21 protein-coding genes are annotated in these 24,241 nt (G+C 70.1%); 7 read left to right on the top strand and 14 right to left on the bottom strand.

Annotation, left to right across the window (positions count from 1 at the left end; genetic code table 11):
* Positions 1-6 precede the first annotated feature (6 nt).
* Both CHB94_RS19040 and CHB94_RS25360 read right to left on the bottom strand, forming a co-directional pair.
* The gene (locus tag CHB94_RS19040) at positions 7-1,137 is read right to left on the bottom strand and encodes an LCP family protein (protein ID WP_089338137.1); all 1,131 of its coding nucleotides are present in this window, start codon (positions 1,135-1,137) and stop codon (positions 7-9) included.
* A 93-nt stretch (positions 1,138-1,230) separates the two neighbouring features.
* The gene (locus CHB94_RS25360; protein WP_176445633.1) at positions 1,231-1,398 is read right to left on the bottom strand and encodes a hypothetical protein; all 168 of its coding nucleotides are present in this window, start codon (positions 1,396-1,398) and stop codon (positions 1,231-1,233) included.
* A gap of 348 nt (positions 1,399-1,746) precedes the next feature.
* On the opposite strand from CHB94_RS25360, the gene CHB94_RS19035 reads away from it, so the two are divergent.
* Positions 1,747-3,066 carry a UDP-glucose dehydrogenase family protein gene (locus CHB94_RS19035; protein WP_089338136.1) on the top strand — a complete coding sequence of 440 codons (1,320 nt, stop codon included), beginning with the start codon at positions 1,747-1,749 and terminating at the stop codon, positions 3,064-3,066.
* Positions 3,067-3,286: 220 nt separating this feature from the next.
* Here the strand turns inward: CHB94_RS19035 and CHB94_RS19030 are convergent, their stop codons facing one another.
* Entirely contained in the window at positions 3,287-4,231 is a 945-nt protein-coding gene (locus CHB94_RS19030) for a glycosyltransferase (RefSeq protein WP_089338135.1), read from the bottom strand.
* A 95-nt stretch (positions 4,232-4,326) separates the two neighbouring features.
* Here CHB94_RS19030 and CHB94_RS25355 point away from each other — a divergent pair, with 95 nt between their 5' ends.
* Both CHB94_RS25355 and CHB94_RS25350 read left to right on the top strand, forming a co-directional pair.
* Complete coding sequence (locus CHB94_RS25355) at positions 4,327-4,482, top strand: hypothetical protein (RefSeq protein ID WP_176445644.1); 156 nt, start codon at positions 4,327-4,329, stop codon at positions 4,480-4,482.
* Between the two features lie 80 nt (positions 4,483-4,562).
* A complete protein-coding gene (locus tag CHB94_RS25350) occupies positions 4,563-5,738 on the top strand; it encodes a glycoside hydrolase family 5 protein (RefSeq protein WP_176445643.1) in 1,176 nt (391 codons plus the stop codon).
* A 130-nt stretch (positions 5,739-5,868) separates the two neighbouring features.
* Here the strand turns inward: CHB94_RS25350 and CHB94_RS19020 are convergent, their stop codons facing one another.
* Together CHB94_RS19020 and CHB94_RS19015 are read right to left on the bottom strand one after the other, a co-directional pair.
* Complete coding sequence (locus CHB94_RS19020) at positions 5,869-7,284, bottom strand: oligosaccharide flippase family protein (RefSeq protein ID WP_089338134.1); 1,416 nt, start codon at positions 7,282-7,284, stop codon at positions 5,869-5,871.
* A 150-nt stretch (positions 7,285-7,434) separates the two neighbouring features.
* Positions 7,435-8,553 carry a glycosyltransferase family 4 protein gene (locus tag CHB94_RS19015; RefSeq protein ID WP_089338133.1) on the bottom strand — a complete coding sequence of 373 codons (1,119 nt, stop codon included), beginning with the start codon at positions 8,551-8,553 and terminating at the stop codon, positions 7,435-7,437.
* 289 nt (positions 8,554-8,842) lie between these two features.
* Here CHB94_RS19015 and CHB94_RS19010 point away from each other — a divergent pair, with 289 nt between their 5' ends.
* On the top strand, positions 8,843-9,910 hold the full coding sequence (locus tag CHB94_RS19010) for a glycosyltransferase family 2 protein (RefSeq protein WP_176445642.1): 1,068 nt from the start codon (positions 8,843-8,845) through the stop codon (positions 9,908-9,910).
* Here the strand turns inward: CHB94_RS19010 and CHB94_RS19005 are convergent.
* The 6 genes from CHB94_RS19005 to CHB94_RS18980 all read right to left on the bottom strand — a co-directional run bounded on the left by CHB94_RS19005 (position 9,853) and on the right by CHB94_RS18980 (position 16,153).
* Complete coding sequence (locus CHB94_RS19005) at positions 9,853-11,379, bottom strand: O-antigen ligase family protein (RefSeq protein WP_176445641.1); 1,527 nt, start codon at positions 11,377-11,379, stop codon at positions 9,853-9,855. The genes CHB94_RS19010 and CHB94_RS19005 overlap by 58 nt on opposite strands.
* Positions 11,376-12,161, bottom strand: a complete 786-nt coding sequence (locus tag CHB94_RS19000; RefSeq protein WP_141137559.1) for a YveK family protein — start codon at positions 12,159-12,161, stop codon at positions 11,376-11,378. Before CHB94_RS19000 ends, CHB94_RS19005 begins: the two co-directional genes overlap by 4 nt.
* Positions 12,162-12,492: 331 nt before the next feature.
* Positions 12,493-13,164, bottom strand: a complete 672-nt coding sequence (locus tag CHB94_RS18995) for a methyltransferase domain-containing protein (protein WP_089338130.1) — start codon at positions 13,162-13,164, stop codon at positions 12,493-12,495.
* The gene (locus CHB94_RS18990) at positions 13,161-14,324 is read right to left on the bottom strand and encodes a lipid II:glycine glycyltransferase FemX (RefSeq protein ID WP_089338129.1); all 1,164 of its coding nucleotides are present in this window, start codon (positions 14,322-14,324) and stop codon (positions 13,161-13,163) included. The genes CHB94_RS18995 and CHB94_RS18990 overlap by 4 nt, the downstream gene beginning before the upstream one ends.
* Positions 14,325-14,403: 79 nt before the next feature.
* The gene (locus CHB94_RS18985; RefSeq protein ID WP_089338128.1) at positions 14,404-15,444 is read right to left on the bottom strand and encodes a lipid II:glycine glycyltransferase FemX; all 1,041 of its coding nucleotides are present in this window, start codon (positions 15,442-15,444) and stop codon (positions 14,404-14,406) included.
* Between the two features lie 52 nt (positions 15,445-15,496).
* On the bottom strand, positions 15,497-16,153 hold the full coding sequence (locus CHB94_RS18980; RefSeq protein WP_089338127.1) for a sugar transferase: 657 nt from the start codon (positions 16,151-16,153) through the stop codon (positions 15,497-15,499).
* A gap of 658 nt (positions 16,154-16,811) precedes the next feature.
* Between CHB94_RS18980 and CHB94_RS18975 the strand changes: the two genes are divergently transcribed.
* From CHB94_RS18975 to CHB94_RS18965, 3 genes are all read left to right on the top strand, one after another.
* Positions 16,812-17,510 carry a hypothetical protein gene (locus CHB94_RS18975; protein WP_141137558.1) on the top strand — a complete coding sequence of 233 codons (699 nt, stop codon included), beginning with the start codon at positions 16,812-16,814 and terminating at the stop codon, positions 17,508-17,510.
* A 395-nt stretch (positions 17,511-17,905) separates the two neighbouring features.
* Positions 17,906-19,177: a carboxylate--amine ligase gene (locus CHB94_RS18970; protein WP_141137557.1), complete on the top strand. Its 1,272-nt coding sequence runs from the start codon at positions 17,906-17,908 to the stop codon at positions 19,175-19,177.
* Entirely contained in the window at positions 19,177-19,974 is a 798-nt protein-coding gene (locus tag CHB94_RS18965) for a metallophosphoesterase family protein (protein WP_089338124.1), read from the top strand. The genes CHB94_RS18970 and CHB94_RS18965 overlap by 1 nt, the downstream gene beginning before the upstream one ends.
* 59 nt (positions 19,975-20,033) lie before the next feature.
* On the opposite strand, the gene CHB94_RS18960 is transcribed toward CHB94_RS18965, so the two are convergent.
* The 3 genes from CHB94_RS18960 to CHB94_RS24620 all read right to left on the bottom strand — a co-directional run bounded on the left by CHB94_RS18960 (position 20,034) and on the right by CHB94_RS24620 (position 24,046).
* Positions 20,034-21,158, bottom strand: coding sequence for a DegT/DnrJ/EryC1/StrS family aminotransferase (locus CHB94_RS18960; protein ID WP_089338123.1), 1,125 nt, complete (start codon positions 21,156-21,158; stop codon positions 20,034-20,036).
* A complete protein-coding gene (locus tag CHB94_RS18955) occupies positions 21,155-22,348 on the bottom strand; it encodes a Gfo/Idh/MocA family protein (protein WP_089338122.1) in 1,194 nt (397 codons plus the stop codon). Before CHB94_RS18955 ends, CHB94_RS18960 begins: the two co-directional genes overlap by 4 nt.
* Positions 22,349-22,528: 180 nt before the next feature.
* Entirely contained in the window at positions 22,529-24,046 is a 1,518-nt protein-coding gene (locus CHB94_RS24620) for a hypothetical protein (RefSeq protein ID WP_141137556.1), read from the bottom strand.
* Positions 24,047-24,241 lie beyond the last annotated feature (195 nt).

Here is a 24,241-nt window from a genome sequence, read left to right as displayed (position 1 = left end):
CGGCGGTCAGCGGGGGACGTCGGGGAGTGCCTGCTCCTCGAACTCGGCCGCGTTCTGGGCGAGCGAGTCGGCTCGCAGGTAGGTCCACATCCGCTCGCACGAGACGGTGTCGAGGTAGACGACGCTGGCCGGCCCCTCCATGCCCATGCCCAGCACCGGCGCGGTGAAGAAGTCGATGCTCTCGGGCGTCACGTTGCGCAGCGAGTAGGCGAGCGCCAGCAGATCGGTGTTGCCGAGGGTGTCGTCGACGGTCACCGCGTTGGTCACCGCGCGCAGCGCCGCATCGAGCCGGCCCGGGTCGCTGAAGGTGTCGGAGCTGAACAGCTTGCCGAACATCGACTGCAGGTACTGCTGCTGACGCCGCACCCGGTCGAAGTCACCGCCCGGGAGCCCGTAGCGCTGCCCGAGGTACCAGCGGGCCTGATCCCCGTTCAGGTGGTTGACCCCGGCCTGGAAGGTGTAGGGGCCGTTGCTGGTCGTCTCCGCCAGGACGACGTCGACCCCGCCCAGGTCGTCGGTCACCTGGATCAGCCCGTCGAAGTCGATGGTCACGTAGTGGTCGATGCGCACCTGGGTGAGCTGCTCGACGGTCTGGATGAGCAGTGTCGGACCACCGAAGGCGTAGCTCGCGTTGATCTTGTTCATCCCGTACCCGGGAATGTCGACCCACGAGTCACGGGGGATCGAGATCAGCTGCGCGTGCTGCCGGTCGGCGGTGAAGCGGGCCAGCATGATCGCGTCCGAGCGGCCGTCGGGGGTCTCGCCCGGCGCGAGCTCGGCCCGGGTGTCCGAGCCCACCAGCAGGAAGGTGACCGGGGCCTCGCCCGCCGGCTGCTGCGGAGTCGGGGGCGCCGGGCGGGAATCCTCGTCCAGGCCGGAGAAGACGTCGGCGACCCGGTCGATGTTGCCCGCGTAGCGGTTGGTGAGGAACCACAGTCCACCGGCGGCCACGACGGCCAGCACCAGGCTCAGGACGCCGAGGCTGACGAGTACCCGCTTCAGCCGGCGGCGCGGCCTGCCCTGGGGGTCGTCGTCCCCGGCGTGGAGCACGTCCTCGTCGAGGTGGCCGCCGCGAGTGCCGCCTTCCCGCGACCACGGCTCACGATCGGCGGGCGCGCTCTGCCCGTCAGCGCTCATCGGTGACCCCCGTCAGGTGTGCGAAACCCCGAGGGTACGGGGCTGACCGGGCCCCTCCCGTGCTCTCGCCCCAGCGAGGGTGTCGCGCTGCTCTCAGAAGCCTGGCCGGACCACGCCACACCGGCAGCGGTAGAGGGAACCCGTGCCGGCAGGATCCTCCCCGTCCCAGCGGAACCAGTGCAGGTGGGGCGCGGGCAGGGTCGACGCCGCTGCGCGCAGCAGTCGCCGGGGGAGCGGTGGCCGTGCAGCGGGGAGGCTCATCCCGACCCTCCTCCGCTCGGTGTCCCTGGTGCTGCGGCAAGCCCCTACCGGGTCTCGGCCGCTGACCGCCCCATGATCGGGCACGAAGTCCGGCTCGACCAGGCCGGCCCGCGCGCCTTCTGCCCGATCGGCGAGCCGGACCGATCCGACGCAGGTGGAACGCACCGGGACGACGGGCCCGTCCCTGGTCGAGCTGCTCCGCGGGCGCACTGACGAGACGAGCGTCACGCCGCCCCCAACGAGTCGGTCACCGGCACCGAGGTGGCATCCCCGGCCGCTGACCCTCTACCGTCCGATCAGCGGGGGCGGTCAGCGCGCGCCCTCCTGCCTTCGGATGGGAGCAGGGCATTGAGGATCTCGGTCATCGGCTGCGGCTATCTCGGGGCCGTGCACGCAGCGTCGATGGCGGAGCTCGGGCACGACGTCGTCGGCATCGACGTGGACGGGCCCAAGATCGACGCGCTGTCCCAGGCCAAGGCGCCGTTCTACGAGCCGGGCTTCGACGAGCTGCTGGCCCGCACCCTGGCGACGGGGCGGCTGCGGTTCTCCACCGACTTCGCCGCTGCCGCCGGCTCCGCGGTGCACTTCGTCTGCGTGGGCACCCCGCAGAAGCGCGGCGAGTACGCCGCCGACATGCGCTACGTGCAGGGCGCCGTGGAGTCGCTGCTGGGCGTGCTCGCGCCGGGCGACCTGGTCGTCGGCAAGTCCACGGTTCCCGTCGGGACGGCGGCCGCCCTGGCGGAGCTCGTCGCGTCCAAGGTCCCCGGTGCCCTGCTCGCCTGGAACCCGGAGTTCCTCCGGGAGGGCTTCGCCGTGCAGGACACGCTGCACCCCGACCGGCTGGTCTACGGCCTCCCGGCCGGTCCGGACGGCGACACCGCCCGCGCGCTGCTCGACGAGGTGTACGCGACGATCGTGGAGCGGGGCACCCCGAAGGTCGAGAGCGACTACGCCACCGCGGAGATGGTGAAGACGGCGGCGAACTCGTTCCTGGCCACCAAGATTTCCTTCATCAACGCGATGGCCGAGCTGTGCGAGGCGACCGGTGCCGACGTGAAGCTGCTGGCCGACGCGATCGGTTACGACGACCGGATCGGCCGCAAGTTCCTCAACGCCGGGCTGGGCTTCGGCGGCGGGTGCCTGCCCAAGGACATCCGGGCGTTCATGGCCCGGGCCGGGGAGCTCGGCGCGGACCAGGCGCTGACCTTCCTCAAGGAGGTCGACAACATCAACATGCGCCGGCGGATCCGGATGGTGGAGCTGGCCCGCGAGGTCTGCGACGGCTCCCTGCTGGGCAAGCGGGTGGCCGTCCTGGGTGCTGCGTTCAAGCCCGACAGCGACGACATCCGGGATTCCCCGGCGCTCAACGTCGCCGCCCAGCTGCAGCTGCAGGGCGCCGTCGTGCGGGTCACCGACCCGGCCGCGGTGGACAACAGCCGCCGGCTGTGGCCCCAGCTGGACTACGCCGCCACCGCCGAGGAGGCCGCCGAGCGGGCCGACGCCGTCCTGGTGCTGACCGAGTGGAAGCAGTACCGGGAGCTGGACCCGGTCGCCTTCGGCAGCGTGGTCAACCAGAAGCGGGTGCTGGACGGGCGCAATGCCCTCGACCGGGAGGCCTGGACCGCCGCGGGCTGGACCTACCGGGCACTCGGCCGCCGCGCCGGCTGAGCGCCGCCGAGCCTCGCTCGTGGCGCGCCGTCACTGACGCGGCGTCCCTCCTGCTGGCCGCAGACCTGGCCGGCCACACCGCTTGCCGTCGTCAGGGTCCAGGAAGTGGAGCTCTGCGCCGACCCGGTGATATCGCCGACCAGCTCTTCAGGACGTATCGCTGCCGCGTGGGCATCCGAGAATGGACACGCACGGCTGGGACGCGGAGGTGCTGGCGGTCCTATGGCTCGGCGAGGACGAACGGACGGGGATTGCGGGTTCGGATGATGCGCCGACTCGCGGCCTCCAGCAAGGCTGTTGTCGTGAGCGCGTCCGGCTCGCGGACCACGGCCAACCCCCGTCGCCCTAGCTCGGCGGCCAACTCGACTTGGTGGTTGTCGATCTGCTCACCGTGCTCCCGCTCGCGCGGCACCACCACGGGACAGCGGCCGGCCTCGAGGGCGTCCAGCACAGCCCCCATTCCGGCGTGCGTGACGACCAGGTCGGCCCTTCTGACGGCCGAGCGCAGATCCGCTGCCGACAGCCACGGCGTGGGTCGATCCACCAGACCGCTGACGTCGGTATGGCCGGTCTGCCATTGCACCTCGACTCCGTCGGGCAGGAGGGGGATCAATTGCTCGATCAGCCGGCGGAAGGGCTGCCGCCAGCTGCCCAGTGTCACGACGACGCGGCGCACGCGGGGCGGCGTGTCCATGGCCACGTGCTGGAAGCCGTCGAGGATCGACCCGGCATAGGACCAATGGGGTGACGCCCATTGCGCATGCTGGGTGTAGCGGTGGACGCCGGGGATGCGACGAAGAATGCGACCGGTCACCGACGGCCCGGTCACGCGTGTTCCGGACTCGATGTAGTGGCATGGGATGCCCAACGTGCGAGCCGTCGGCAAGAAGGCCACGGCGATGCCCGAGCCAGTGCTGAGGACGCGCTCGGGTCGGTACTTTCGCAGGATCCGCCAGGCCCGCAGGGCCATCACCGCCGTCCCCGGGAGGTCCCGGGACCCGAGGTCGGGCACGAAGAGAGTCCGTTGGTCACCGAGGAGGGAGCTGCTCTGCAGGGTGTTCTGGGTGACCCAGAGGATGTCGTCATCCCGCGGAACGATGCGCGGAGCGAGCGCGACCAGCTCGTTCAGGTGGCCGCCGGTCGAGGCCACAAGCAGAGTCGTCATCGCGCCTCCAGCCCGGCCATGGACATGGTGCGTGCGTGCCCGCGGGCGGCTCCCCAGCGTAGCGATGACCTGTGACAGGGGCCGCTCCCCACAGCATGGCCCACGTCTCCGCGTACGCGGGCATCCTGGGGGGCGACCTCGAACTGCGCCTGGCGGTCCGGGGAGGATCCCGGCGGACCGCCATCGCACGCCACGCCGCCGGCGGGCTCATCGTCGGCGGCCACTTCGGCGGACGGAGTACGGTGGTGTGATCAGCGACACAAGGGTTCGACGCCCCCGCGACCGGGATGACAGCCCGGGTTCTCCCTCTCGCAACGCGTCCTTGCCGGCCGTGCTCGCGGCGCTGACGCTGGCGGTGGCGCTGGTCGGAGCCACCGTGCTCTTGTTCAGCGTCCGCGATCCCGCGGACGACAGTCCGCCCCGGCCGGCCCCGACAGAGGAGTCGCAGGCCGCAGACGATGCTCTTCAACGCCGCGTCCTGTCGGAGCTCGATGTGTTCACCGATTGGCTTGCCCGCAATCGTGTCGAGGGCTACGTCGGCGAGGTCGGGATACCCAACGACGGGGACGTCGACCGGTGGATCCAGCTGGCCGAGCTCTGGTTCCAGGAGGCCGACGAAGCAGCATTGTGGGTGGATGTGTGGTCGTCGGGGGAATGGTGGGGTGCGGACTACGTCTATTCCGTCTTCGTACCCGGAACGGAAGGTGGACCGCTTGCGGCCACCACGCCGACGGGGGAACTCCTGGCCCGGTATGCCCGAGAAGGTGACGAGCCGCGGGGGGTGAACGTCAGCGGGGGCGAGTTCGGCGCCCCTGGGAGCACGGAAGAGGTGACTGAGTTCTCCAACCAGAATCCTGGCGAGTACGGCACTGACTATCTGTACGACAGTCAGGGATCCTTCGACTACCTCGCCTCACAGGGGATCGACACGGTGCGCCTGCCCTTCCGGTGGGAGCGAATCCAACCGGCACTCGGCGAGGCGCTCGATGACGACGAGCTCAGCCGTCTACGAGGGGCTGTCAGCCGGGCGCACACTGCCGGTCTCGAGGTCATCTTGGACGTGCACAACTACGGCGCCTATCACCTCGCCGAGGGAACCCGCGGGGTGCGCAGGGCCATAGGTTCGGACGAGCTGGGCCAGGGCGACTTCGCTGACCTGTGGCGCCGCCTGAGCGACGCCTTCCGCGAGGAGCCTGGCGTCATCGGCTACGGCCTCATGAACGAGCCATCGATCCTGCCCGCGGTCGGCGACAGATCCCCCGCGCAGGTGTGGGAGGAGGCTTCGCAGGCCGCGGTCACCGCCATCCGGGCGGGCGGGGACGACACCCTCATCATGGTGGCCGGTTATCAGTACTCGCACGCCGGCGAGTGGTCTCGACAACATCCTCAGGCGTGGATCGAGGACCCGGCCGACAATGTGAGGTACGAGGCCCACCACTACTGGAAGCGGGATGATGGGTACTCGTACGACCGCGAGGTCGCCCACGCAGAAGACCTGGGCTACTGACCGCGCCGCTGCCACGGGGTATCGACGTGTGTTGCCGGGCGCCGAGTGCGCCGTGACGTCATCTCCGCGCACCGGCGATGGGCACCGTGGGCCCGAGCTGAATGGAGCTCGTCTCGCCAGCGTGGCCCTTTCACCCCTCGGCAGCCCGCGGTCGCAAGTGCCGCACGTAGTGAGCCACGACTCTCCGGTAGCGAGAGAGGGACAGTAGGACAACGGCCGGCACGAACAGCAACGGCGCGTACGGAAGCGGCACCAACGCGACGAAGATGGGGGGAGCGAGCGCGAAGAACCAGGGCGCGCTGGTGCGGTACCGGACGGGGAATATCTTCGCGACCTGCCGGTGAATGACGACGTAGGAGGCCATCGCCACCAGCTCTGCGAGGCCGTACCCGATCAGTCCGATCACCGGCACGAAGAGCAGGGCGCCCCCGGCGAGGAGCCCGACGTGGGCGAGATGGAAGACGGCGACGTCGCGGTTGCGCTTGAGCACGTACAGGACGGACGAGTGCATGCTGAACACGGCGTTCGCGAGGGAGCCCAGGGCGATGAAAGGGAAGATCTCGATCACCGGATGCCACGATTCGCCCAGCAGAGCGGGGAGCGCCAAGACCCCGGCGGCGCCCACGCAGAGGAAGGGGGCGACGCCCAGCGCCTGCAACATCGTCGCCTCATCCATGACCCGGCGGAGCCGGACGAGGTCGCCCTGCACCTTGGCGAGTGCAGCGATCGACAAGCGCCAGGTCGCCGCTCGGACGAAGGAGAGAACGTCGACCAGACGCATGGCCAGGCTCACGTATGCGACGCTCTCGGGCCCGAGATACCGCCCTACTATGAGCGGGTTCACCAGGAGTCGAGCGCTCCAGATCCAGTTGGCCGCCGAATAGCTCAGCCCGTACCGCACCATCTCTCGCACCAGTACGGGGGACCATGCGAGCGTCGGCCGAAGACGGGCCGCCCAGAAGCTCCCCACGACCAGCCAGGTCTGCCACAGCCAGAAGCCGACAACCGCGCTCCAGACGCTCCCTGTGAGAAGAGCGAGTGAGATCGCTGCCGCATAGAAGATGAGCTGGCCGGCCAGTTCCAGGAACGCGACCTTGCGAAAGTCGAGTTCGCGCTCCAGTGCGGCGAAAGCCGGTTGGTAGACCAGCACCAGCGGGACCGCGAGAAACAGCGCTTGTAAGGGAGGGATGAACCGTTGGTCCTCGAACCACTGGCGCAGCAGCGGTTGAGCGAGGACCGAGAGGCCGGCCACCGCTACTCCGACGAGCAGGAGCAAGGTGACTGCCTGGGAGTAGACGAATCGGTCGGGCTCCTGCTCCCTGCGCACCAGGTGCACCTCGACCCCGAGCCTGGCAACGTCCGAAACGAACGTGACGATTGCCAGTCCGCCCGCGTAGAGGCCGTAGTTGGCGGGCCCGATCAGCCGAGTCAGGAGGAGCACGCCGCCCACTCCGATGGCGAGCCCCAGCGCTTGACGCAGGACGAGGTAGCGGCCTCCTCGTAGGACCTTTTCTCGGAAACCCTCCGGTTCCGGAGCAGGCGTCACGGCTCACCACCCAGCCTCGGCACCTGCCCCTTCGCAGGTGAGTCGGTCGGGATGTCGGCGCTGCGAGTCGCGATCATGCCGACGTCCACCCCATCGTCGCCTGCCAGGAGGCGTTGATGCGCAACACGCGCGCGCCGGCTACAAGCACCGTTACGCTGAGTCGGCGGGCGCACGGATGACCTCGGCGACGGCCGCCACCCATCCGTCCAGTGTCAAATGGGTCTCGGCGAACCGCTTGGCCGCTCCCCCCATCCGCTCGGCTTCTTCGGGATTGGTGAGGAGGCGCTCGAGGGCTACGCGAAGGGCCCCCGGATCGGCGGGGGGTACGTACAGTCCGGTTTCTCCATCGCGGATGAAGTCGGCCTGCCCACGTATCTGCGTCAGGACGACCGGCTTGCCCATCATCATCGCCTCGCTGATCACCGTGCCCCCCGCATCGAAGTCGACGTCCCTGAGAGGCACGACCACGAGCCGGGCTCGTGCGTACAACTCCCGGAGCTCACGATGGTCGAGCTGCTGTCGGAGCCGGACGTTCGGTGGCAGGTCGGAGGCGAGAATGGGACGGACCGTGGGGCCGAGGTCGAGGGCCGCGTTCCCGCTGCGCAACACACTGCTGCCGACCGCGATCTCGACCTGCACGTCAAGGCCTCGGACGGCCTCCAGCAGCGTGGCGTAGTCCCGGGCTTCGGCGCCGACCGCGCAGATGAGATTTTCCGACGGCCGGCCGTCATGGCGCCAGAAGCGCTCATCAGCCTGCATGCGGACGTGGTGCAGCTTGGCTCGCGGAACGCCGAGATGTTCGGCTGCGTACTCCATCTGCACGCTGCTGTAGGCGACGATCGCCTTGAGGTGCGAGTCAACCCGCAACGGCTGCAGGAACGCAGCCTTCTTCCGCGGGGACAGCCACACGGAGATCAGCACGAGGTCGCGACGGGACCGCGCCGCCTTGAACATTCCCGCCAACGGAAGACCGAGTCGGTCGGCTCTCGCCACGATGTTCTGGTACTGCCGACGGCGCAAGAACGCCTCGGTGACCTGGGCAGGGACTGTGCGGCCGCGCGCCGTGATCGCGCGAGCGATCCAGGTCGCCCGGTCATTGAGGTACGCCATGTCCATCACGTCGCCGTTGATGGCCTGGGCCAACTCCACGTAGTCGGTTCGCGGTCGCTCTCCCGCGAGAGCCGATCGCATGAGTTCCTCGGAACTGGGCTGCCCCGGCCACGCGGGGACGAGGATGAGACTGCGTCGTTCGCCGTTGTCGACGGTCACTTCAACCTCCTGCGCTTCGGCCAGCGCAGGACGTTGGCGTCGAGCGGACGGAGCGGACGAGAGGTGATGGAGCGCTGAGGGGCCCTCAGGATGGCACAGCGTGCAGGTTGGTGAGGTCCCGAATCGGCGGACGCACGCCGACGACTCCACTGTTCGTCGGTCCACCGTGCCCGACCACCCCCGTGTACGAGGGGAGGGCCGGATTCAGGCGACTCGGTGGTGCGATGGCGATAGTGCGGGCGCCATCATGCCAGCACCCAGCCGGTGCAGTCGGCGCTACGCTCGGCAAGTGGCCAAGGTGAGTGTGATCATCCCGGCGTACAACGCGGAGGAATTCCTCGAGCGGGCAGTCCGCTCCGCGCTCGCCCAGACCCACCGCGACCTCGAAGTGATCGTCGTCGACGACGGGTCGGCCGACGCAACCTCCGGCGTAGCGCTCCGCATCGCCGAGGAGGACAGGCGGGTCCGAGCGCTGAGGAATGGCGAGAACAGCGGCGTCTCGGCCAGTCGAAATCGAGCCATTGCGCTTGCGTCAGGCGAATGGATCGCCCTGCTCGATGCGGACGACACATGGCTTCCGCAGAGGCTGGAAGCGCTGCTGGCAGCCGCGAATGGCGCTGACGTCGTCTGTGATGACCTTCTCTTCATCAATGAGTCACGCACCGGTACCACTGCCGTGGATTACTGGAGTCTGTGCGGATGGGTCGGTCTCCGGCGTCGGCGACCGTACTGGCTCACCTTGGCTGAATTCATCCGTTACGACCTCGGGCTCCTGAAGCCGATCATGCGACGTGACTTCCTCACAGCGCACGAGATGTGGTACGACACCAACCTTCGTGTCACCGAGGACTACTACCTCTACTTCCGAATCCTCGCCGCGGGAGCTCGCTGGAGACAGCTCCCGGACGGCTACTACCTCTACCTGAGGCACGCCAATTCGCTGACACTGAGTCCGGACGCGGTCGTCCGTCAGCACCTCGTCAGCTCGATGGCGATCCTCTCGGACCCGGCCGTCAACGCTGACCGGAACGTCACGTCTGCTCTGCGGCGCCATCATCGTCAGTCGCGCGCATCCATCGCCAAGCAGCAGATCTTCGAGTTGGTCCGACGCCGTGACTTCCTCGCGCTGGGCCAGGTGCTGCGCGAGAATCCGGACTACGCATTCCTGGTGCTCTGGAAGATCGCCTGGCACATGTACATGCGCATGGTGCGTCGGGTCCAGAATCCGCGTCGACCGGTTCCTGCTCGCATGCCCGAGCGCTCGCTGGGCGTGACCACGGCGGGGTCGCCGACGCCGGCTCAGCGCTCCGTCACCGGCGAGGAGCCGGCAGCCAAGAGGGACCCGCGGGTCCGGTGATCGTGCGATGAGTAGTTGCCGGAGCCCGCGCGCGGTGTAGTCGGCCCGCGCACCCTCCCGTCGTCGAGGAGTCTGCCGGTGGTCAGCGCGACGAGGGCGAACAGGATGTCTCCCGTACCGCGCAGGAAGATGTGCGGGTCGAAGGCCGAGACGACGATCAGCACACCCCAGGCGATCTCGAGACAGGAGCCGCAGGCGCCGAGGGCATCGGGTCGACGCGAGAGTGCACGCGCGTGGCGGAGCACGGCGACCGAGAGCCAGACGAAGCCGGCCAAGAGGGGGAGTCCGCCCATCCACAAGAACTGCAGGTATCCCGACTCGATCCAGATGACGTCCCGCCAGATGTCCGGAGCCGTGAGTACCGAGTCCGGAGAGACGCCGATGACGAACCCACGATCCTCGAAGAGCGGCGGCAGGTACAGATAGGTCACGTTGTCCCAGCGGACGAGCCAGCTCTGCGGCACCCCCAGTTCCCCGCCGATCCCTTGCAACCGGCTGAGAACAGCCGGTGCGCCGACGACGAGGGCCAAGGCGGCGACCGGGACGACACGGGTGGCCCGGCGCCGCGCCTGCGGGATCCGGTGCAGGACGATTCCGCCGGCCACGAGCGCTGCCAACCACGTGGAGAACTGGCCGGAGGCAAGCACCCCGGTCGCCAGGACGAAACCGAGGAGAAGCCCCTCCTTGCGCCCGATGAGGCCGCGGACGGCAGCCGAGATGAGCAGGCCGAGGCCGATGACGATGTAGTCGCCGGTGGCGATCGAATGCCCCAGCGTCGCCGAGCCACGGGCGCTCGATTCCGGGAGTCCTGGGTCGATCCCCCACCAGGTGCCCAGGAAGGACAGCACAGGAGGCACCCCCAACGTCTGCAGGACGGCGATACCGGCGAGGGCGCCTGCGGTCCAGATGACGAGACGGACGCAGCGCCGAAGCTGAGAGGCCGTGCGCACGGTCGCGCGGACCAGGAGAATGAGCCCGACGAGCTTCACCATCGGGAACACCGCGACGAGTTCCGTCCCCGTCGGGGTGGCGCCACGGAGCATCAGCGAGACGATCGGCCACAGCGTGGCCAACACGGCGAACGTCGCCAGTGGCAGGTCCAGCGGATGCAGTCGCAGCGCGAGCGGACGGCCGGTGAGGAACCGGGCGTATCCGCCGGCGCACGCGCCGGCGATCAGCAGGACCAGCAGCGCTTCGTTCGGACGGACCAGCGGTATCAGCGTGCCCCGTTGGATCCCGGCGATGAAGGGAAGCGTGCCGAGGTAGACGTAGGTCGCGGTGACCGGACGCCATGCCGTGAACGCCAGCAGCCCGAGCGCCGCGGCGAGCAGCGCGATCACCGGCCCGGCCAGTGCGGCGAGCAGACCAGCCATCGCGGCAGCCGCCAGGGCCAAGGTGGCAGTGCGGCGGCCCGGGGCCTGCCGGGACGGCTGCAGGTCGTCGACTCCGGCGGTCGCTCGCGCCGTCACAGCGATGCCGTACGGTCGGCAGCAACGGGCGCAGCCACCGACGCGCCCCTCGCTCCGCCCCTCCCGCGCCGCGGAACAGCTTCTGGGGGCGCCGGCGACGTCACCGGATCCGTCGTCCTTGCGCTCCCCATCCACCGCCGCGCCAGCAGCGCGACCGCCGCGGCGGCGAGCAGCAACGCGGTGAGGGCTCCGGTCGCTGCCGCGAACCGTGGCCGTGGGCTGACCGGCTCCGAGACGGAGTACGGAGGCGTCAGCAGGTTGACCGGGTCTTGCTCGGCGAGCCGGAATCCTTCCAGCTGACCGAGAAGCGACGCCTCCCGCAGAGCCAGGACCTCCGCTCGTTCTGTTGACAGGCCAGGTGTGCTCAGGCTGTCCCGTACCTCGCGAAGCTGCGATTCCACGGACTCGCGGTCGGGGCTCTCCTCGGTCGTGTTCGCCCGGGCGAGATAGCGGGCCGTGATGTCCTCCAGCAGCTGCTGGCTGCGCGCGCTGGAGGAGTCCCGCACCTCGACCTGGATGATCTCGCTGCCTTCGACGACGAGCGCGGTCACCTTGCTACCCAGTTCCTCGGCGGTCAGACCGTTCATCGACGCCACCGGCCCGAGGATCGTGCGGCTGCGGAGCACCACCAGCTGGGTGTTCAAGGTGCGGTCCTCGCGCAGCAACTCGTTCGGTTTTGCCTCTGCCAGGTTGTAGTGCAGCTCCGCACGTGCCGCGTACTGCTCGGGCAACAGCGACGAGCCGACATAACCCACGATCCCGCCCAGGAGCGTGATCACCATGGCCAACAGTGCGAGTCGTAGCCACTGTGCCCTGGTCAGGTGGTGTCCGGAGGCGGCGTGCCTTCCGGCCGACGGTTCCTGTCCGGGTTCCCCACCACCGTCGGTCCTGGCCTCGGTGGACGTCGCCGCGGCCGGGATCCGGTCCGGGCCCGGCTGCGGCGCCTCGGCCATCACGGCTCGCCACCCCGGAGTACGCCACAGACCCGGATTGCCTGCGGGTCGGTCACCACCAGCACCGGGCGGTGCGCTCCGCAGGGGAACGGCCAGCTCAAGCCACGGGGCGCTGGGCGGCTGTGGGGCGTCAACGGAGGTCGCCGAGCCGGAGTGCGGATCATCGGGTCACCTCGTACAACCGGAAGGCATTCGACCGCGCCCATTCCTTCTCGGGGCGCCAGCCGCGCAGCGTCCGCACCGGCCGCACCCGGCCGGTGCGAAGGAGTGCATCCTCCTCCACCGGGTTGCCGTAGACGATCCGCAACCGGCGCGGATGGCGGTCCACGGACTCCAGCAGCCGGGCGACGACAGCCTCGAACAGCCCGCCCACGAACGGGTTGTTGAACAGGGCCACCGTCACCTCGTCGGGAATGTCGAAGGTGGCCGCGTCCGCACGGATCAGCCGCACGTCACGACAGCGCAGCCGGTTCCGGCACGTCTCGACGTTGCGCTGGGCAATCTCGTGCATGCGCTCGGAGAGCTCGACGCCGTAGACCCGCCGGAACGGGTAGTGCAGGGCCGCCTGCAGCACGGCACGCCCCTTGCCGGAACCGAAGTCGATGAACACGTCGTCCTCGGACACCTCCCGAGGGGGCAGGATCCGGCGCAGCCTCATGACGCCGGCCGGCTGGTACCGAACCGACCGGGGATCGGACAGGCCGAGTTCGGCGATGCTGACCTCGCCGTCGGTCTCGACGTGATATCGGCGGTCGAAGAGGGCGTTCCCCACGAAGCGCCGCGCTCGCACGTACGGTGGCTTCACGACCTTCTCGAACACGTAGCCGATCATTGGGACGCTCCACGAGCGATTCCCCGCCTGACGGTCCGGCCGATCGAGCGGGGGCGCACGCGATTGCCGGCGCGGCACCTCCGCTTCGCCCAGGCGACGAGATGGCGTCCGGCGGCCGTCTGGCGCGCCATGTCGTATCCGGCCCTCACGATCGGGTTGGGGATCAGCTCCACGGGCGGCGGGTAACGGAAGACCCGGCCACCGAAGCGGGTCTTGTACCGGTCGGGGCCGGAAAGCGCATCGAGATCCCCCTTGCCTCCGGACAGCAGCGCGGGCACCGACGCCGGGAGCACCCCGCCCAGGTCGAACCAGTGGTAGCCGCTCGCCTTGGCCCACTTCATGGCGTTCCAGTACACCGCGGCAGGCACGTTGAGCCGCCGCCCCTCGTCGGAGCGGTCCAGGCCGAGCAGGCGAACCTTCAAGACGGTGCCGCAGGCAGTGAACACGGTCATCGCCACCGGACGGCCGCGGACCTCGCCGACGAACACGACGAGGTGTCCCGCCGGGGCCAGCTCCCGGTACATGGCGCGCAGGTACTCGATGTCGAAGGGTGTGAAACCCTGGTGCTCGGCTGTCTCGGCGAGCAATTCGGCGAGGGTCGGCAGGTCCTGCTCATTCCCGCGACGAACAATCACCCCTCGTTCCTCCCATGCGTTCGTCCAGGTCCGCAGCCGCTTACTGAGGGCGCGGCGCAAGTGGTCCTCGTCGAAGCGGAGGTCGACGCGCAGTGATGCCGCCGGGGCGACATCCGCGTCGGAGTCCCGGAAACCATGCGCGAGCAGCGCCTCCGAGGCGCGTTCGGCCCCTTCGGGCGGTTGCACAGCCAGCATGCGGAATCGACGGCGGCTCAACTGCGCGAGCGCGCTCGCGATCATGTCGTGCACTGAGTCCGGATCCTCGGTGGCGTGCGATACGACCGGGCCGTACGGGACGTAGCCCAGGGTGCCGATCCCGGGAATGCGGCGCACCATGATCTGCGCGCCGCCCACCAACCGCTTGCCGTGGACGACGAGGATGTACATCGCGCCGTATCCGACGAGCCCGCGGATGCGGGTCCATGCCGATAGTTGCGCGACGTCGGCGAGCGGATTCGAGCAGACCAGGTTGTCCCACTCACCGAGCGTGGACTCGTTCGGGGTCGTGCAGACCACGACCGACATGGAGCTCGTCGTGGGGGTGTGCGGGCCGCTCACAGTGGCTCCCGTCGTGGCGTGCTGCCGGATGACTGCGGTCCCATGGTCAGCAGAAGAACCGGTAGAGGGCGGCCCCGGCGCGCTCGGTCACCACATGCGGCACGGACGGGTCGGTGAGAAGGTCGGTGATCGCCGCGAGGGTCTCCTCCACGTCGGTCCGGCGGCCGAGGGGCTGCCCTCCGGCGTTGAGTGTGCGGATCCGGCCCTCGACGCCGGCCCATCCGAGCTTGTACCTGCACAACCCGGGCTGGTCGAGGTCGGACAGCCCCCAGTCGAGCATCCGGATCCCCCGCCCGTGGGCCCACTGGATCACGTGCCAGTGGATTGCGTCGTTCGGTCGCAGCGGCAGGTACTCCGCTTGTGACGCACCGAACTTGTAGTAGACGGTGTCCTGCCAGACCAGGTACAGCGCGCCGGCGACCGGCCGGCCATCGACGATGGCGAGGGCGGTACGGATCCCGTCTGCCGGGGCGAAGGCCTTCCAGATGCGATCGAAGAACTCGCGGGGCTGGGCGAGCAGCCGGTACTTGCGCTTGCGCAGCTCCACGTGGAGCCGGTGGTACTCCCGCACCGCCTCCCACTCGGCACTGACGACCACGTCGACGCCGGCCCGCTCGGCCGTCGCGATGTTCCGCCGGGTCTGCGGGCGGAACCGTGCGCGCAGCTCGTGCAGCGGACAGGTCAGCGGCGTCGCGTGCCACGCCGCTTCGCCGGTGTGATCGAGCCGCGGGTCGTGGGCGGCCGGTGAGGTGTCCAGGCACCGCAGGGTCAGGGGGACGCCTCCTGCCAGCGCGTCGGCGGCGACGGCCTGCCACGACGCCAGGTCGGCGGCGATGGGGTCGGCCCGGTCGGAGAAGGGCAGGGCCAGGCGCCGCAGGCCACGCAGATCGTCCACGTCGGTCCAGGCGAACCCGGCTCGTGGGCGCCCGAGGCCATCGACCAGGACACGCCCCGACGGCGTGAAGTCGTACATGTCGCTGACGGCCGTGATCCACGGCGGAGACGTGAAGAGACTGCCGCCGGGTCCGCTCGCCAGCTCCTGCCACAGCGGATGGGTACGCGGATCGACGCGCTGGACCGCGGTCACGGACGGCGGCTCCCCTCGACAGGCACGCCGGAGGCGGACAGCTGCGGCAGGCTCATCGGGCACCGTCCCCGCGGAGGAGGGCCGGGATCGTGGCCATGACGATCGCCAGGTCGGTGCCCAGCCGTCGAGTGCGCACGTACTCCAGATCCAGCTCGAGCATGTCCAGCGTTCCCAGGACACTCCGGCCTCGCACTTGCCAGAGCCCCGTCAGCCCGGGTCGGACGGTGAACCGCTCGGCGTACTTCGCCGGGAACATGTCGGCCTCCCACGGCAAGCACGGCCGCGGCCCGACCAGGGACATGTCACCGCGGACGACGTTCAGCAGCTGCGGCAGCTCGTCGCAGCTCGTCCTGCGCAGGAAACGCCCGGCGCGTGTGATCCGGGCATCGTCGTCGATCTTCGTGCTGCCACGACGGCGCGTGTCCTCGCCGCGCAACTCCGCCGCGATCAGCGCGCGATGTGCCGCATCGTCCGCGCCGACGCGCATGGTGCGGAACTTGTAGAGCGTGAATGGCCGTCGCCCCTGGCCGACCCGTTGCTGGCGGAAGAGTGCCGGGCCGGGGGTGTCCAGCCGGATCCAGACGGCAAGGATCAAGGACAGCGGTGCCGTGAGCAGTAAGAGCAGGGCAGCGCCGACGAGGTCCATTCCCCGACGGGCCACCTCGTCCCATGCCGGCGTCCCGTCCTCCACCGGCTGACTAACGTCCATGGGTTCCGGGCCGGGGAGCGGAGGGGTGCCCACGAGTCCATCGGTGGTGGGACTGGCAGACGACGGCCACGCGCTCTGCTGCCTGCCGAGACCCCAACTGGTCCTCCGCGTGGGACGTGGCACCGCTGGCGTGCGAGGAGGCGCACGTCTCAGCACCGGGCCAGGGTTGATTGACGTCGCCGTGCCGAGTTCCCTGGCTCTGTCGTGGAACATTGGTCCGCGGACGAGCGACCGTCAACCCGGATCGGCGCCGTCGGCGTCCCGTCGGGTCGTCCGGTCGTGCCGTGCTCGTGCTGGATAGCCGGGGGAGTCGTGGCGGCCTGGCCTCATCCCCCATCGCACCGGGACGACGGCGCCCTGGCCGGCCGTCGGAGGCGACATGGGCGCCCGACGTCCGTCTGGTGCGGACCGCCGGGCCGGTGAGGGTGTCACTTCCGCACGAGAGCGCTTTCCGTCAGTTGACGATCCGTTATCCGCTCGTTACCTTGCTGGCCGTGCTCACCCCCAACCGGCGCGCGTCGTGACCCGGCACAGCGCCCCCGCACAGTCCCTCCCTACCTTCTGGGTAGCCGGCCTCGCCTTGCTCCTCCTTCTGGCCGGCACGTTCGCCACATCGGCCCCCAGTCCTGAGTCCACGTCGACGTCCACCGCGCCACCGGTGTCCATCCCTTCTCTGGTGGAGGCAGCTGCGCAGAAGACGGCCGACCAGGCCGTCGGCGGCGTCTTCCCCCTCCTGCCGCCGGGCAGCGCCCTGCCCTCGGGTGAGGAGTGCGCCACACGCGTGCAGCGCGACGCGTGGGAGCCCAGGCCGGAGAATGCCACCGCCAATGCGACCCCCCCTGCCGGCCCCGCCCCCTACGGCATGAGCTCTTGGACCACCGCCGCAGCCGACGGCCCCGATTACCGGGGGCGCGTCGACGGGAGCTTCACCGGCACCACCGACGAAATCATCCAGTGGGCGTCCTGCAAGTGGGGGTTCCCCACTGACGTGAACCGGGCTCAAGCCGTCGTCGAGTCGGCCTGGGACCAGGCTGCCGCTGGCGACGGCGGACAGTCGCACGGTCTGTTCCAGATGAAGAGAGAGGTGTGGGGCGGACACCCCAACTCGTCGGCTTCGACGGCCTTCAATGCCGACTGGGCAATGGGGCTGCGCCGTGCCTGCTACGACGGGGTCATGTGGTACCCGGAGCTGCGGGGCAACCTGGAGGCCTGCATCGGCGTCCACTACTCCGGCGACCCGGACGAGTCGACGTGGTACTTCTACACCGACGATGTGCTCGAGTACGAGCGGACCAAGCCGTGGCTGCAGTGGAGCTCGGCTGCGGGGGCCCCGCCCACGGCGATCCGTGGAAGCTGAGCCGGCACGAGCCACGACCGCCGCACGGTGGTAGGCGCCGACGTCCTGCCGTTCACGATCACCTGAGGCCGGCCACTCGGAGAGACGGGCCTGAGCCTGCCGGCGCTCGCGCGCCTACCGAACGACCTGCAGGTGGCCGTGGCCGTGGTCGCCGGCGGACAAACCGTCGAACCGCAGCCGTGAGCACGTCAGAGCTGATCAATCCGAGGCACACTGAACTCCGTCCGCGGGATCAGCCAGTGGTGAGGAAGCACTTCATGCAGCCAGCACCGAGTACCGACTCGGAGGGGCACGTAGGAGTCTTCGACGGGTTCACTGCGGAACGACGCCCGGCCCCGGCCGTCCGGGAGCCCGATTCCGGGCACGCGCCAGCTGTCGTGATCGGATCCGGCTGCGTGGAGATCGTCCGCGCGCTGGCGCTCGCCGGCGTGCCCTCCGCGGTGGTCGCGCCCCGTCATGACGAAGCGCGGTACTCGCGGTACGCAACCACGATCTTCGACTGGGACTGGGGGCTTCCCATCGAGGAATGCGGCGAGCAGTTGCTCGAACGCCTCCTCGAGTTCGGCCGTCGACAGAGCGAGCCGCCGGTGCTGTTCTTCTGTTCGGACCAGGCGGTGATGTTCACCTCCCGCTTCCGGACCCGGCTCGAACCGACCTTCCGCTTCGCCGTGGCATCGCCGGATCTTGTGGAGGACGTGTCGGACAAGCAGCGCTTCAGCAGCCTGAGCGCGCGGCTGTCGCTTCCGGTGCCCGCCACCCGTGTCGTCGAGTCGGCCCAGGCTTTCGCGGATGCCTACTACGACGCACACCTCTTTCCGCTGATCGTGAAGCCGGCTCTGCGCAGCACGACCTGGGCGTCCGCGGAGCCGGCCAAGGCGCTCCGCGTCGACGATCTCGCTGAGCTGAGAGCCCTTGCTCAGACGTTCCGGGCATCGGAGCAGCGGTTCGTCGTCCAGGAGTGCGTGCCCGGCCCGGAGTCCGCGATCGAGAGCTACCACGTGTACGTGGATGGCCGGGGCTCGGTCCGCGCGGAGTTCACCGGCCGCAAGATCCGGACGATGCCGGCCGAGTTCGGGCACTCCACGGCGTTGACCCTCACCGCGGCCACGGACGTCAGGGATCTCGGCCGGGAGCTGGTCACCCTCATCGGGCTGCGCGGGGTGGCCAAGTTCGACTTCAAGCGCTCAGCCCGAGGGAAGCTGTACCTGCTGGAGATCAACGCGCGCTTCAGTCTCTGGCATCACCTGGGAGCCAGGGTGGGAGTCAACATCCCCGCGATGGTGTACGCCGACCTCACTGGTGGTCGATGGGTGAGCAGCCCGACGGAGCGTGCGACCGCTGCAACCTGGGTCCACCCCAAGGACGTCCTCGCGGCGCGGCGGGCGGGTGTCCCGATGCTGCGCTGGTTGATCTGGGCGGCCCGATGCGACGCGAAGGCCTTCTGGGCATGGAACGATCCGTTGCCGCTGCTCGCGGCGTGCGGTGCATGGATCCGCGAGCATCTCCCGACCACTGGCCGACGGAGCTCGTCGCATGACACAGGCGGTTCTCCCACACGGCCCGTGCTGATGGCCCTCGGGATCCGGAAGCGTGACGCCCTGACGGCCGGCGCGTCCCCGAGGCGGGCATCTGGGAGCCGGCAGCGGCGATCCCGACGGACGAGCTGATGCGGATCGGCCTGCTGTCGGATGTGCACGCCAACCACGCCGCACTGCAGGCGGCCCTGCGATGGCTCGAGGACCACGGGGCGGAGCGGCTGCTGGTCGCCGGGGATCTCGTGGGTTATGGCCCCCAGCCCAACGAGTGTGTCGAACGACTGGTCGCGGTCGGCGCGGAGTGCGTCGCCGGAAACCATGACCTCTTCGTCCTCGATCGGCTGCCGCCCACTCGGTTCCCGCCGCTCGCTCGCCATAGCGCGGACCTGACCCGATCGTTGATCTCGGCCGACGTTCGGGCGTTCCTCGAGGCGCTCCCTGTGCGGTTGCACGTGGATCCCATCCTCATGACTCACGGCTCCCTGGACAGCCCCGAGGAGTACGTCGTCGACGAGAGGCGGGCAGGAGAACTGTTGCGCCGCATGCCGCTCGAGGCTCCCGGGAGCGACACGCTCGTCCTGGGGCACACCCACCGGCAGTGGTGCGTGGTTGCGGATCACGGGGCCCTGCGCCCACAAGGCCGACTTCCCCTGCCCGGAACCGCGCGCCTACTGAATCCGGGGAGCGTCGGCCAGTCGCGGCAGCGCGAGAGCCGCCCCCGAGCGCGGTTTGCGCTGTACGACAGCAGCACGGTCAGTGTGGAGTTCATCCGGCTGCACTACGACGTGGACTCCAGCCGGCGGGCACTCCAGCAACTGGGGTTGCCTGATCGCTGTCTGCACGCGCCGCCGCGGGTGCGGGGTCGGATCCGCGGAGTGGCCCGCCGGATCCTCCGCCCCGTCCGCGGCACTCGAGCCAGCCGCATCTGAACCTCGCCCACGGCGGATGACAAGGGTTCCACGTGCGCGGGAGCGGCGGCGCATCGGGTTCAGGGAGGCCGGCGGTCGGGCCCCGTCGCCTGGTCGAGGACCTGGCACACACGGCCGATCTGGGCCACGGTCAGGGTCGGGGACATCGGCAGGGAGAGGATGCGCTGCGCGGCCAGCTCGGTGGTCGGGAGAGGCTCGTCGGCGAACTCGACGAAGGCGGGCTGACGGTGGCAGGGCACCGGGTAGTGCAGACCCCAGCCGATGCCCGCAGCGTCCAAGGCCGCGGTGGCTGCGGCGCGGTCCGCCACCTGTACGACGGCCAGGTGGTGCACCGGTTCGGCCCGCGGATGCTCGGCCAGGGGGAGGCACCCGGCCGGTAGGCGCTCCCGATAGCGCCGCATCGCCCACCGCCTGCGGTCGTTGTCCGCGTCGAGGCTGCGCAGCTTGACGGCCAGGACCGCGGCCTGCAGGGTGTCCAGCCGGCTGTTCCGGCCGCGGAGCTCGTGCAGGTGCCGGCCGCTGCTTGCCCGGCCGTGGTTCGCCAGCTGCCGGATGCGCGCCACGAGCGCCTCGTCGCTGGAGACCACGGCACCGGCGTCACCCAGCGCTCCGAGATTCTTCCCTGGGTAGAAGCTGAAGCCCGCAGCGACACCGACGCTGCCGGCTCTCCGGCCTCCGAATCGCGCCCCGTGCGCCTGGGCGGCGTCCTCGACGATCGCCAGCCCATGCCGCTGCGCGAGTGGGACCAGACGGTCGACGTCGGCCATCTGGCCGAACATGTGCACCGCCATGACCGCCGCCGTCCGGGGGCCTACGGCAGCTGCGGCCGCGTCGGTATCGATCTCCAGCGTGTCCGGTTCCACGTCGACGAACCGAGGTCGTGCGCCCACGGCGCACACGGCTTCCACAGTCGCGACGAACGTGTTGGCGGGCACGATGACCTCGTCGCCCGGTCCGATGCCCAGCGCGGCGAGGACCAGCTCGAGCGCGTCCGTACCGTTGGCGACCCCCACGCAGTGCCTGCTCTCGCAGTACTCCGCGAACCGCGCCTCGAACGTCTCGACCTCCGGACCGCCGATGAAGCGGCCGTGAGTGAGCACGCCCTTCCAGCGCAGGTCCAGGTCCTCGCGCACGAGTTGGGTGATCCCCTGGACGTCGAGGAACGGGATCGACGCGTCGGTCACGACGCGATCCGTGTCGAACGGGGGCGGTGGCCGTCTCGTGACGGTCCCTCCGGGGCCGATCCGGTGCTGGGCTGGTCCGTGGACGCGCCCGCTCCGGCACGCACGTCCTCGCCCGCGACCTGGGTCATCTCGTCCGTCGCAGCAAGCACCCGGACCACTTCGAGGCCACGCTCGCCGGAAGTGTCGGGCCGAGCCCCCGTCCGGATGCAGTCGATGAAGTGCTGATCCTGAACCAGGAGCGGCTCCTGGAACGGGATGTACGGGGAGACGATGTCGCCGGTGCGGTAGGACACGGGCAACGCATGGGCTTCCGCCGGATCGTCGATCTCCTGGACGTCGACACCGATGTCGTAGACGCGGATCCGTTCGTTGTCCGACAGGTCGTCGTAGACGGCCATCTTCTGCTCACCGACGACGGTGACCTGCCGGACCTTGTTGGGCGTCAGCCAGCTGACGTGGACGTAGGCCCGGGTCTGTGACCGAGGGAAGTCCAGGCGGAGGTACGCGACGTCGGCATGCTGCCTGCTGATGTGGCTGTGCGCCCACACGGTGGCGCAGGCCGGCATCTCGTCGAGGATGTACGAGACGATCGAGATGTCGTGCGGGGCGAGATCCCAGATCACGTTCACGTCGCTCTGGTACCGGCCGAGACTCAACCGCGACGTGTCGACGTAGAGGATCCGCCCCAGTGCCCCGGACCGTACGAGCTCCCGGAGCTTCCACACCGCGGCGTTGTACTCGAAGGTGTGGCCGACCATGAGGTGCCGTCCGTGCTGGGCGGCGGCCTTCACCAGACGCTCCGCGTCCTGCACGGACGTGGCCAGCGGCTTCTCCACCAGCACGTGCTTGCCGGCCTCGAGCGCCCGGTGTGCGATGGGCGCGTGGCTGCCGGGTGGCGTAGCGACCACCACCGCGTCGATGTCGTCGAGGACGTCACCAAGATGGGACGCCAGCCTCGCCGAGGGGTAGTGGGCTGCCGCCTCCACGAGGCGCGCCGACTGGCCGTCGACGATGGTGACGTCGACGCCGGGGGTGCTGCTCAGGACGCGGACGTGCTTCGAGCCCCAGTAGCCGTAGCCGATGACGGCGATGCGATCACGGGACGCAGCCGCGTCCTGTTGCCTGCGCGCCGTGCTGTTCCACGCAGGGACTGTGGTTTCGGGGTTGGAGGGGTTGGATGGAGCGTGCATGGCGTGTCTCACCTGACTTGCCCTTGACCGTCTGTGCGCTTGTTCGCAAGCGCGAAGTGAAGTGCTGAGGGGATGCGCGGGATCCCTGAAGGAGTGACCGGCCTGAGCCGGGCTCCAGACATCGTTCGAAACGTCACGGCGATCCGGATGGGCGCGCCGTCGTGGCGATGCGCGCCCTGCTCAGCCGGGGCGAGTGTGCGGGTCGTCCGGTCGGCCGACGACCGGACGACCGGGGTCGGAGGAGCGGGTGGATGCCTGGGCGCGCAGGGCCCCGGCATCCCCGCTGAGGACCGCGAGTGCGGTACCGGAATGGTGGCCGTAATGGGTTCCTGACGCCGAGCTGCTGCCGGAACACGGCGCGGTCGGCGCGGTCGGCGCCGGCGGCGCAGCCAGGGCGGCAGGGGCGGCCGGAGGCAGGGGAGGGGGCGCGCGGAGCGGCAGTTCCTCGGAGGACGGCGCCGACAGTGCCACCGGGGTTGTCACAGCGAGCGTCGTGGCGACGCGCACCTGAGAGCTCGTCCGTCCGCCGAGGCTGCCGGACTCGACGTACCGAGTGACCGCGGCTGCCTGCCCCGTGGTGGAAGTCCACTGGTCGACGGCATTCGAGATCACGCCGAGGCAGGGGATGGACGGCGCGGCCGGCGGAACCGCCCGTGGGCCTGCCGCTTCCGTCGGCGTCGTTCCGACGGGGGGCAGCAGAAGTCCGGAGGGTGGTGCTGTGCTGGGGGTCGTCGCCGTCGCGGTCCTGGTCGAGGCCGTGTCAGCGACGGGCCCGCCACCGGCTCCAGTTGCAGCGGACTGCGATCCGACCGACGGGACCCGGACCGGGGTCGGGACCGCGACCGGGACCGGCATCGGGACCGGGAGCGGAGCGGTGCGGGCGTGACCGTGTCGGCGCTCGACCGCAACAGCGGTGCCGATCCTTGTGGGTGGGGCAGCGCCGCCGCCGGTGACACGCGTGGCGCCGAGATGGGTGACCGGGGCCGGGGTGGTCGCCGGCAGCTCCGAGGAGGCGCCCCGGCGGCCGGGCTTGGGCGGTGTCGGGTCGCTGCGAGCGCCGACCTTCTGCGCGGTGGCGACCGGGCGGTCGGTCTTGGGCGTGTTCGGGGGCTTGGTGGAGTCGACGCGGGACGGCGAGACCGGGGCCGGGGTGGTCGCCGGCAGCTCCGAGGAGGCGCCCCGGCGGCCGGGCTTGGGCGGTGTCGGGTCGCTGCCAGCGCCGACCTTCTGCGCGGTGGCGACCGGGCGGTCGGTCTTGGGCGTGTTCGGGGGGCCGGCGGAGTCGACGCGGGACGGCGAGACCGGGGCCGGGGTGGTCGCCGGCAGCTCCGAGGAGGCGCCCCGGCGGCCGGGCTTGGGCGGTGTCGGGTCGCTGGGAGCGCCGACCTTCTGCGCGGTGGCGACCGGGCGGTCGGTCTTGGGCGTGTTCGGGGGCTTGGTGGAGTCGACGCGGGCTGGCGTGGCCGGGGGCTTGGCGGAGTCGACGGTGGGTGGCGTGGCCGGGGGCTTGGCGGAGTCGACGGCGGGTGGCGTGGCCGCGGCCGGTGCTGCTACCGGTGGCGCGGTGGCGCCCGATCGGTCGGTCTTGGGTGCGGGCAGGTCGATGAGCGGGGCTTCTGCCCGTGGTGGTTTCGTCGGGGACTTGCCCGCCGGTGACGCCGGCGGACCGTGGGGGGCCTGACCGGTCACGTCGGACATCGGACCGGAGAGTGGCGGTGCGGATGGGCCTGGCCTGTCGTTCGACTCGTTCGGGGCCGCGTGGGCCACAGCAGTCAGCGACGCCCAGAGGCTGACGAGGAAGACGAGGACCAGGAACAGCCGGCGGCACCACGACCAGCGCGAAGGGCGCTCGACGGAGGTGCCTCCGTCCGCGATGGACTGCGTCTGCGGGGC

Origin of the sequence: Blastococcus mobilis, assembly GCF_900188025.1 — a bacterium.
Lineage (GTDB): Bacteria > Actinomycetota > Actinomycetes > Mycobacteriales > Geodermatophilaceae > Blastococcus_B > Blastococcus_B mobilis.
Note: the sequence above shows the minus strand (reverse complement) of the source record. Positions and strands in the feature narration are given on the sequence as shown.

What these genes read in the sequence shown, in the direction of transcription:
- CHB94_RS19030 (WP_089338135.1), bottom strand. Translation starts at nt 4,231, where the DNA reads ATGACGACTCTGCTTGTGGCCTCGACCGGCGGCCACCTGAACGAGCTG.
- CHB94_RS18955 (WP_089338122.1), bottom strand. Translation starts at nt 22,348, where the DNA reads ATGCACGCTCCATCCAACCCCTCCAACCCCGAAACCACAGTCCCTGCG.
- CHB94_RS25355 (WP_176445644.1), top strand. Translation starts at nt 4,327, where the DNA reads ATGGCCCACGTCTCCGCGTACGCGGGCATCCTGGGGGGCGACCTCGAA.
- CHB94_RS24620 (WP_141137556.1), bottom strand. Translation starts at nt 24,046, where the DNA reads ATGTCCGACGTGACCGGTCAGGCCCCCCACGGTCCGCCGGCGTCACCG.
- CHB94_RS19000 (WP_141137559.1), bottom strand. Translation starts at nt 12,161, where the DNA reads ATGGTGATCACGCTCCTGGGCGGGATCGTGGGTTATGTCGGCTCGTCG.
- CHB94_RS18965 (WP_089338124.1), top strand. Translation starts at nt 19,177, where the DNA reads ATGCGGATCGGCCTGCTGTCGGATGTGCACGCCAACCACGCCGCACTG.
- CHB94_RS18980 (WP_089338127.1), bottom strand. Translation starts at nt 16,153, where the DNA reads ATGGACGTTAGTCAGCCGGTGGAGGACGGGACGCCGGCATGGGACGAG.
- CHB94_RS18990 (WP_089338129.1), bottom strand. Translation starts at nt 14,324, where the DNA reads ATGTCGGTCGTGGTCTGCACGACCCCGAACGAGTCCACGCTCGGTGAG.
- CHB94_RS19040 (WP_089338137.1), bottom strand. Translation starts at nt 1,137, where the DNA reads ATGAGCGCTGACGGGCAGAGCGCGCCCGCCGATCGTGAGCCGTGGTCG.
- CHB94_RS18995 (WP_089338130.1), bottom strand. Translation starts at nt 13,164, where the DNA reads ATGATCGGCTACGTGTTCGAGAAGGTCGTGAAGCCACCGTACGTGCGA.
- CHB94_RS25360 (WP_176445633.1), bottom strand. Translation starts at nt 1,398, where the DNA reads ATGAGCCTCCCCGCTGCACGGCCACCGCTCCCCCGGCGACTGCTGCGC.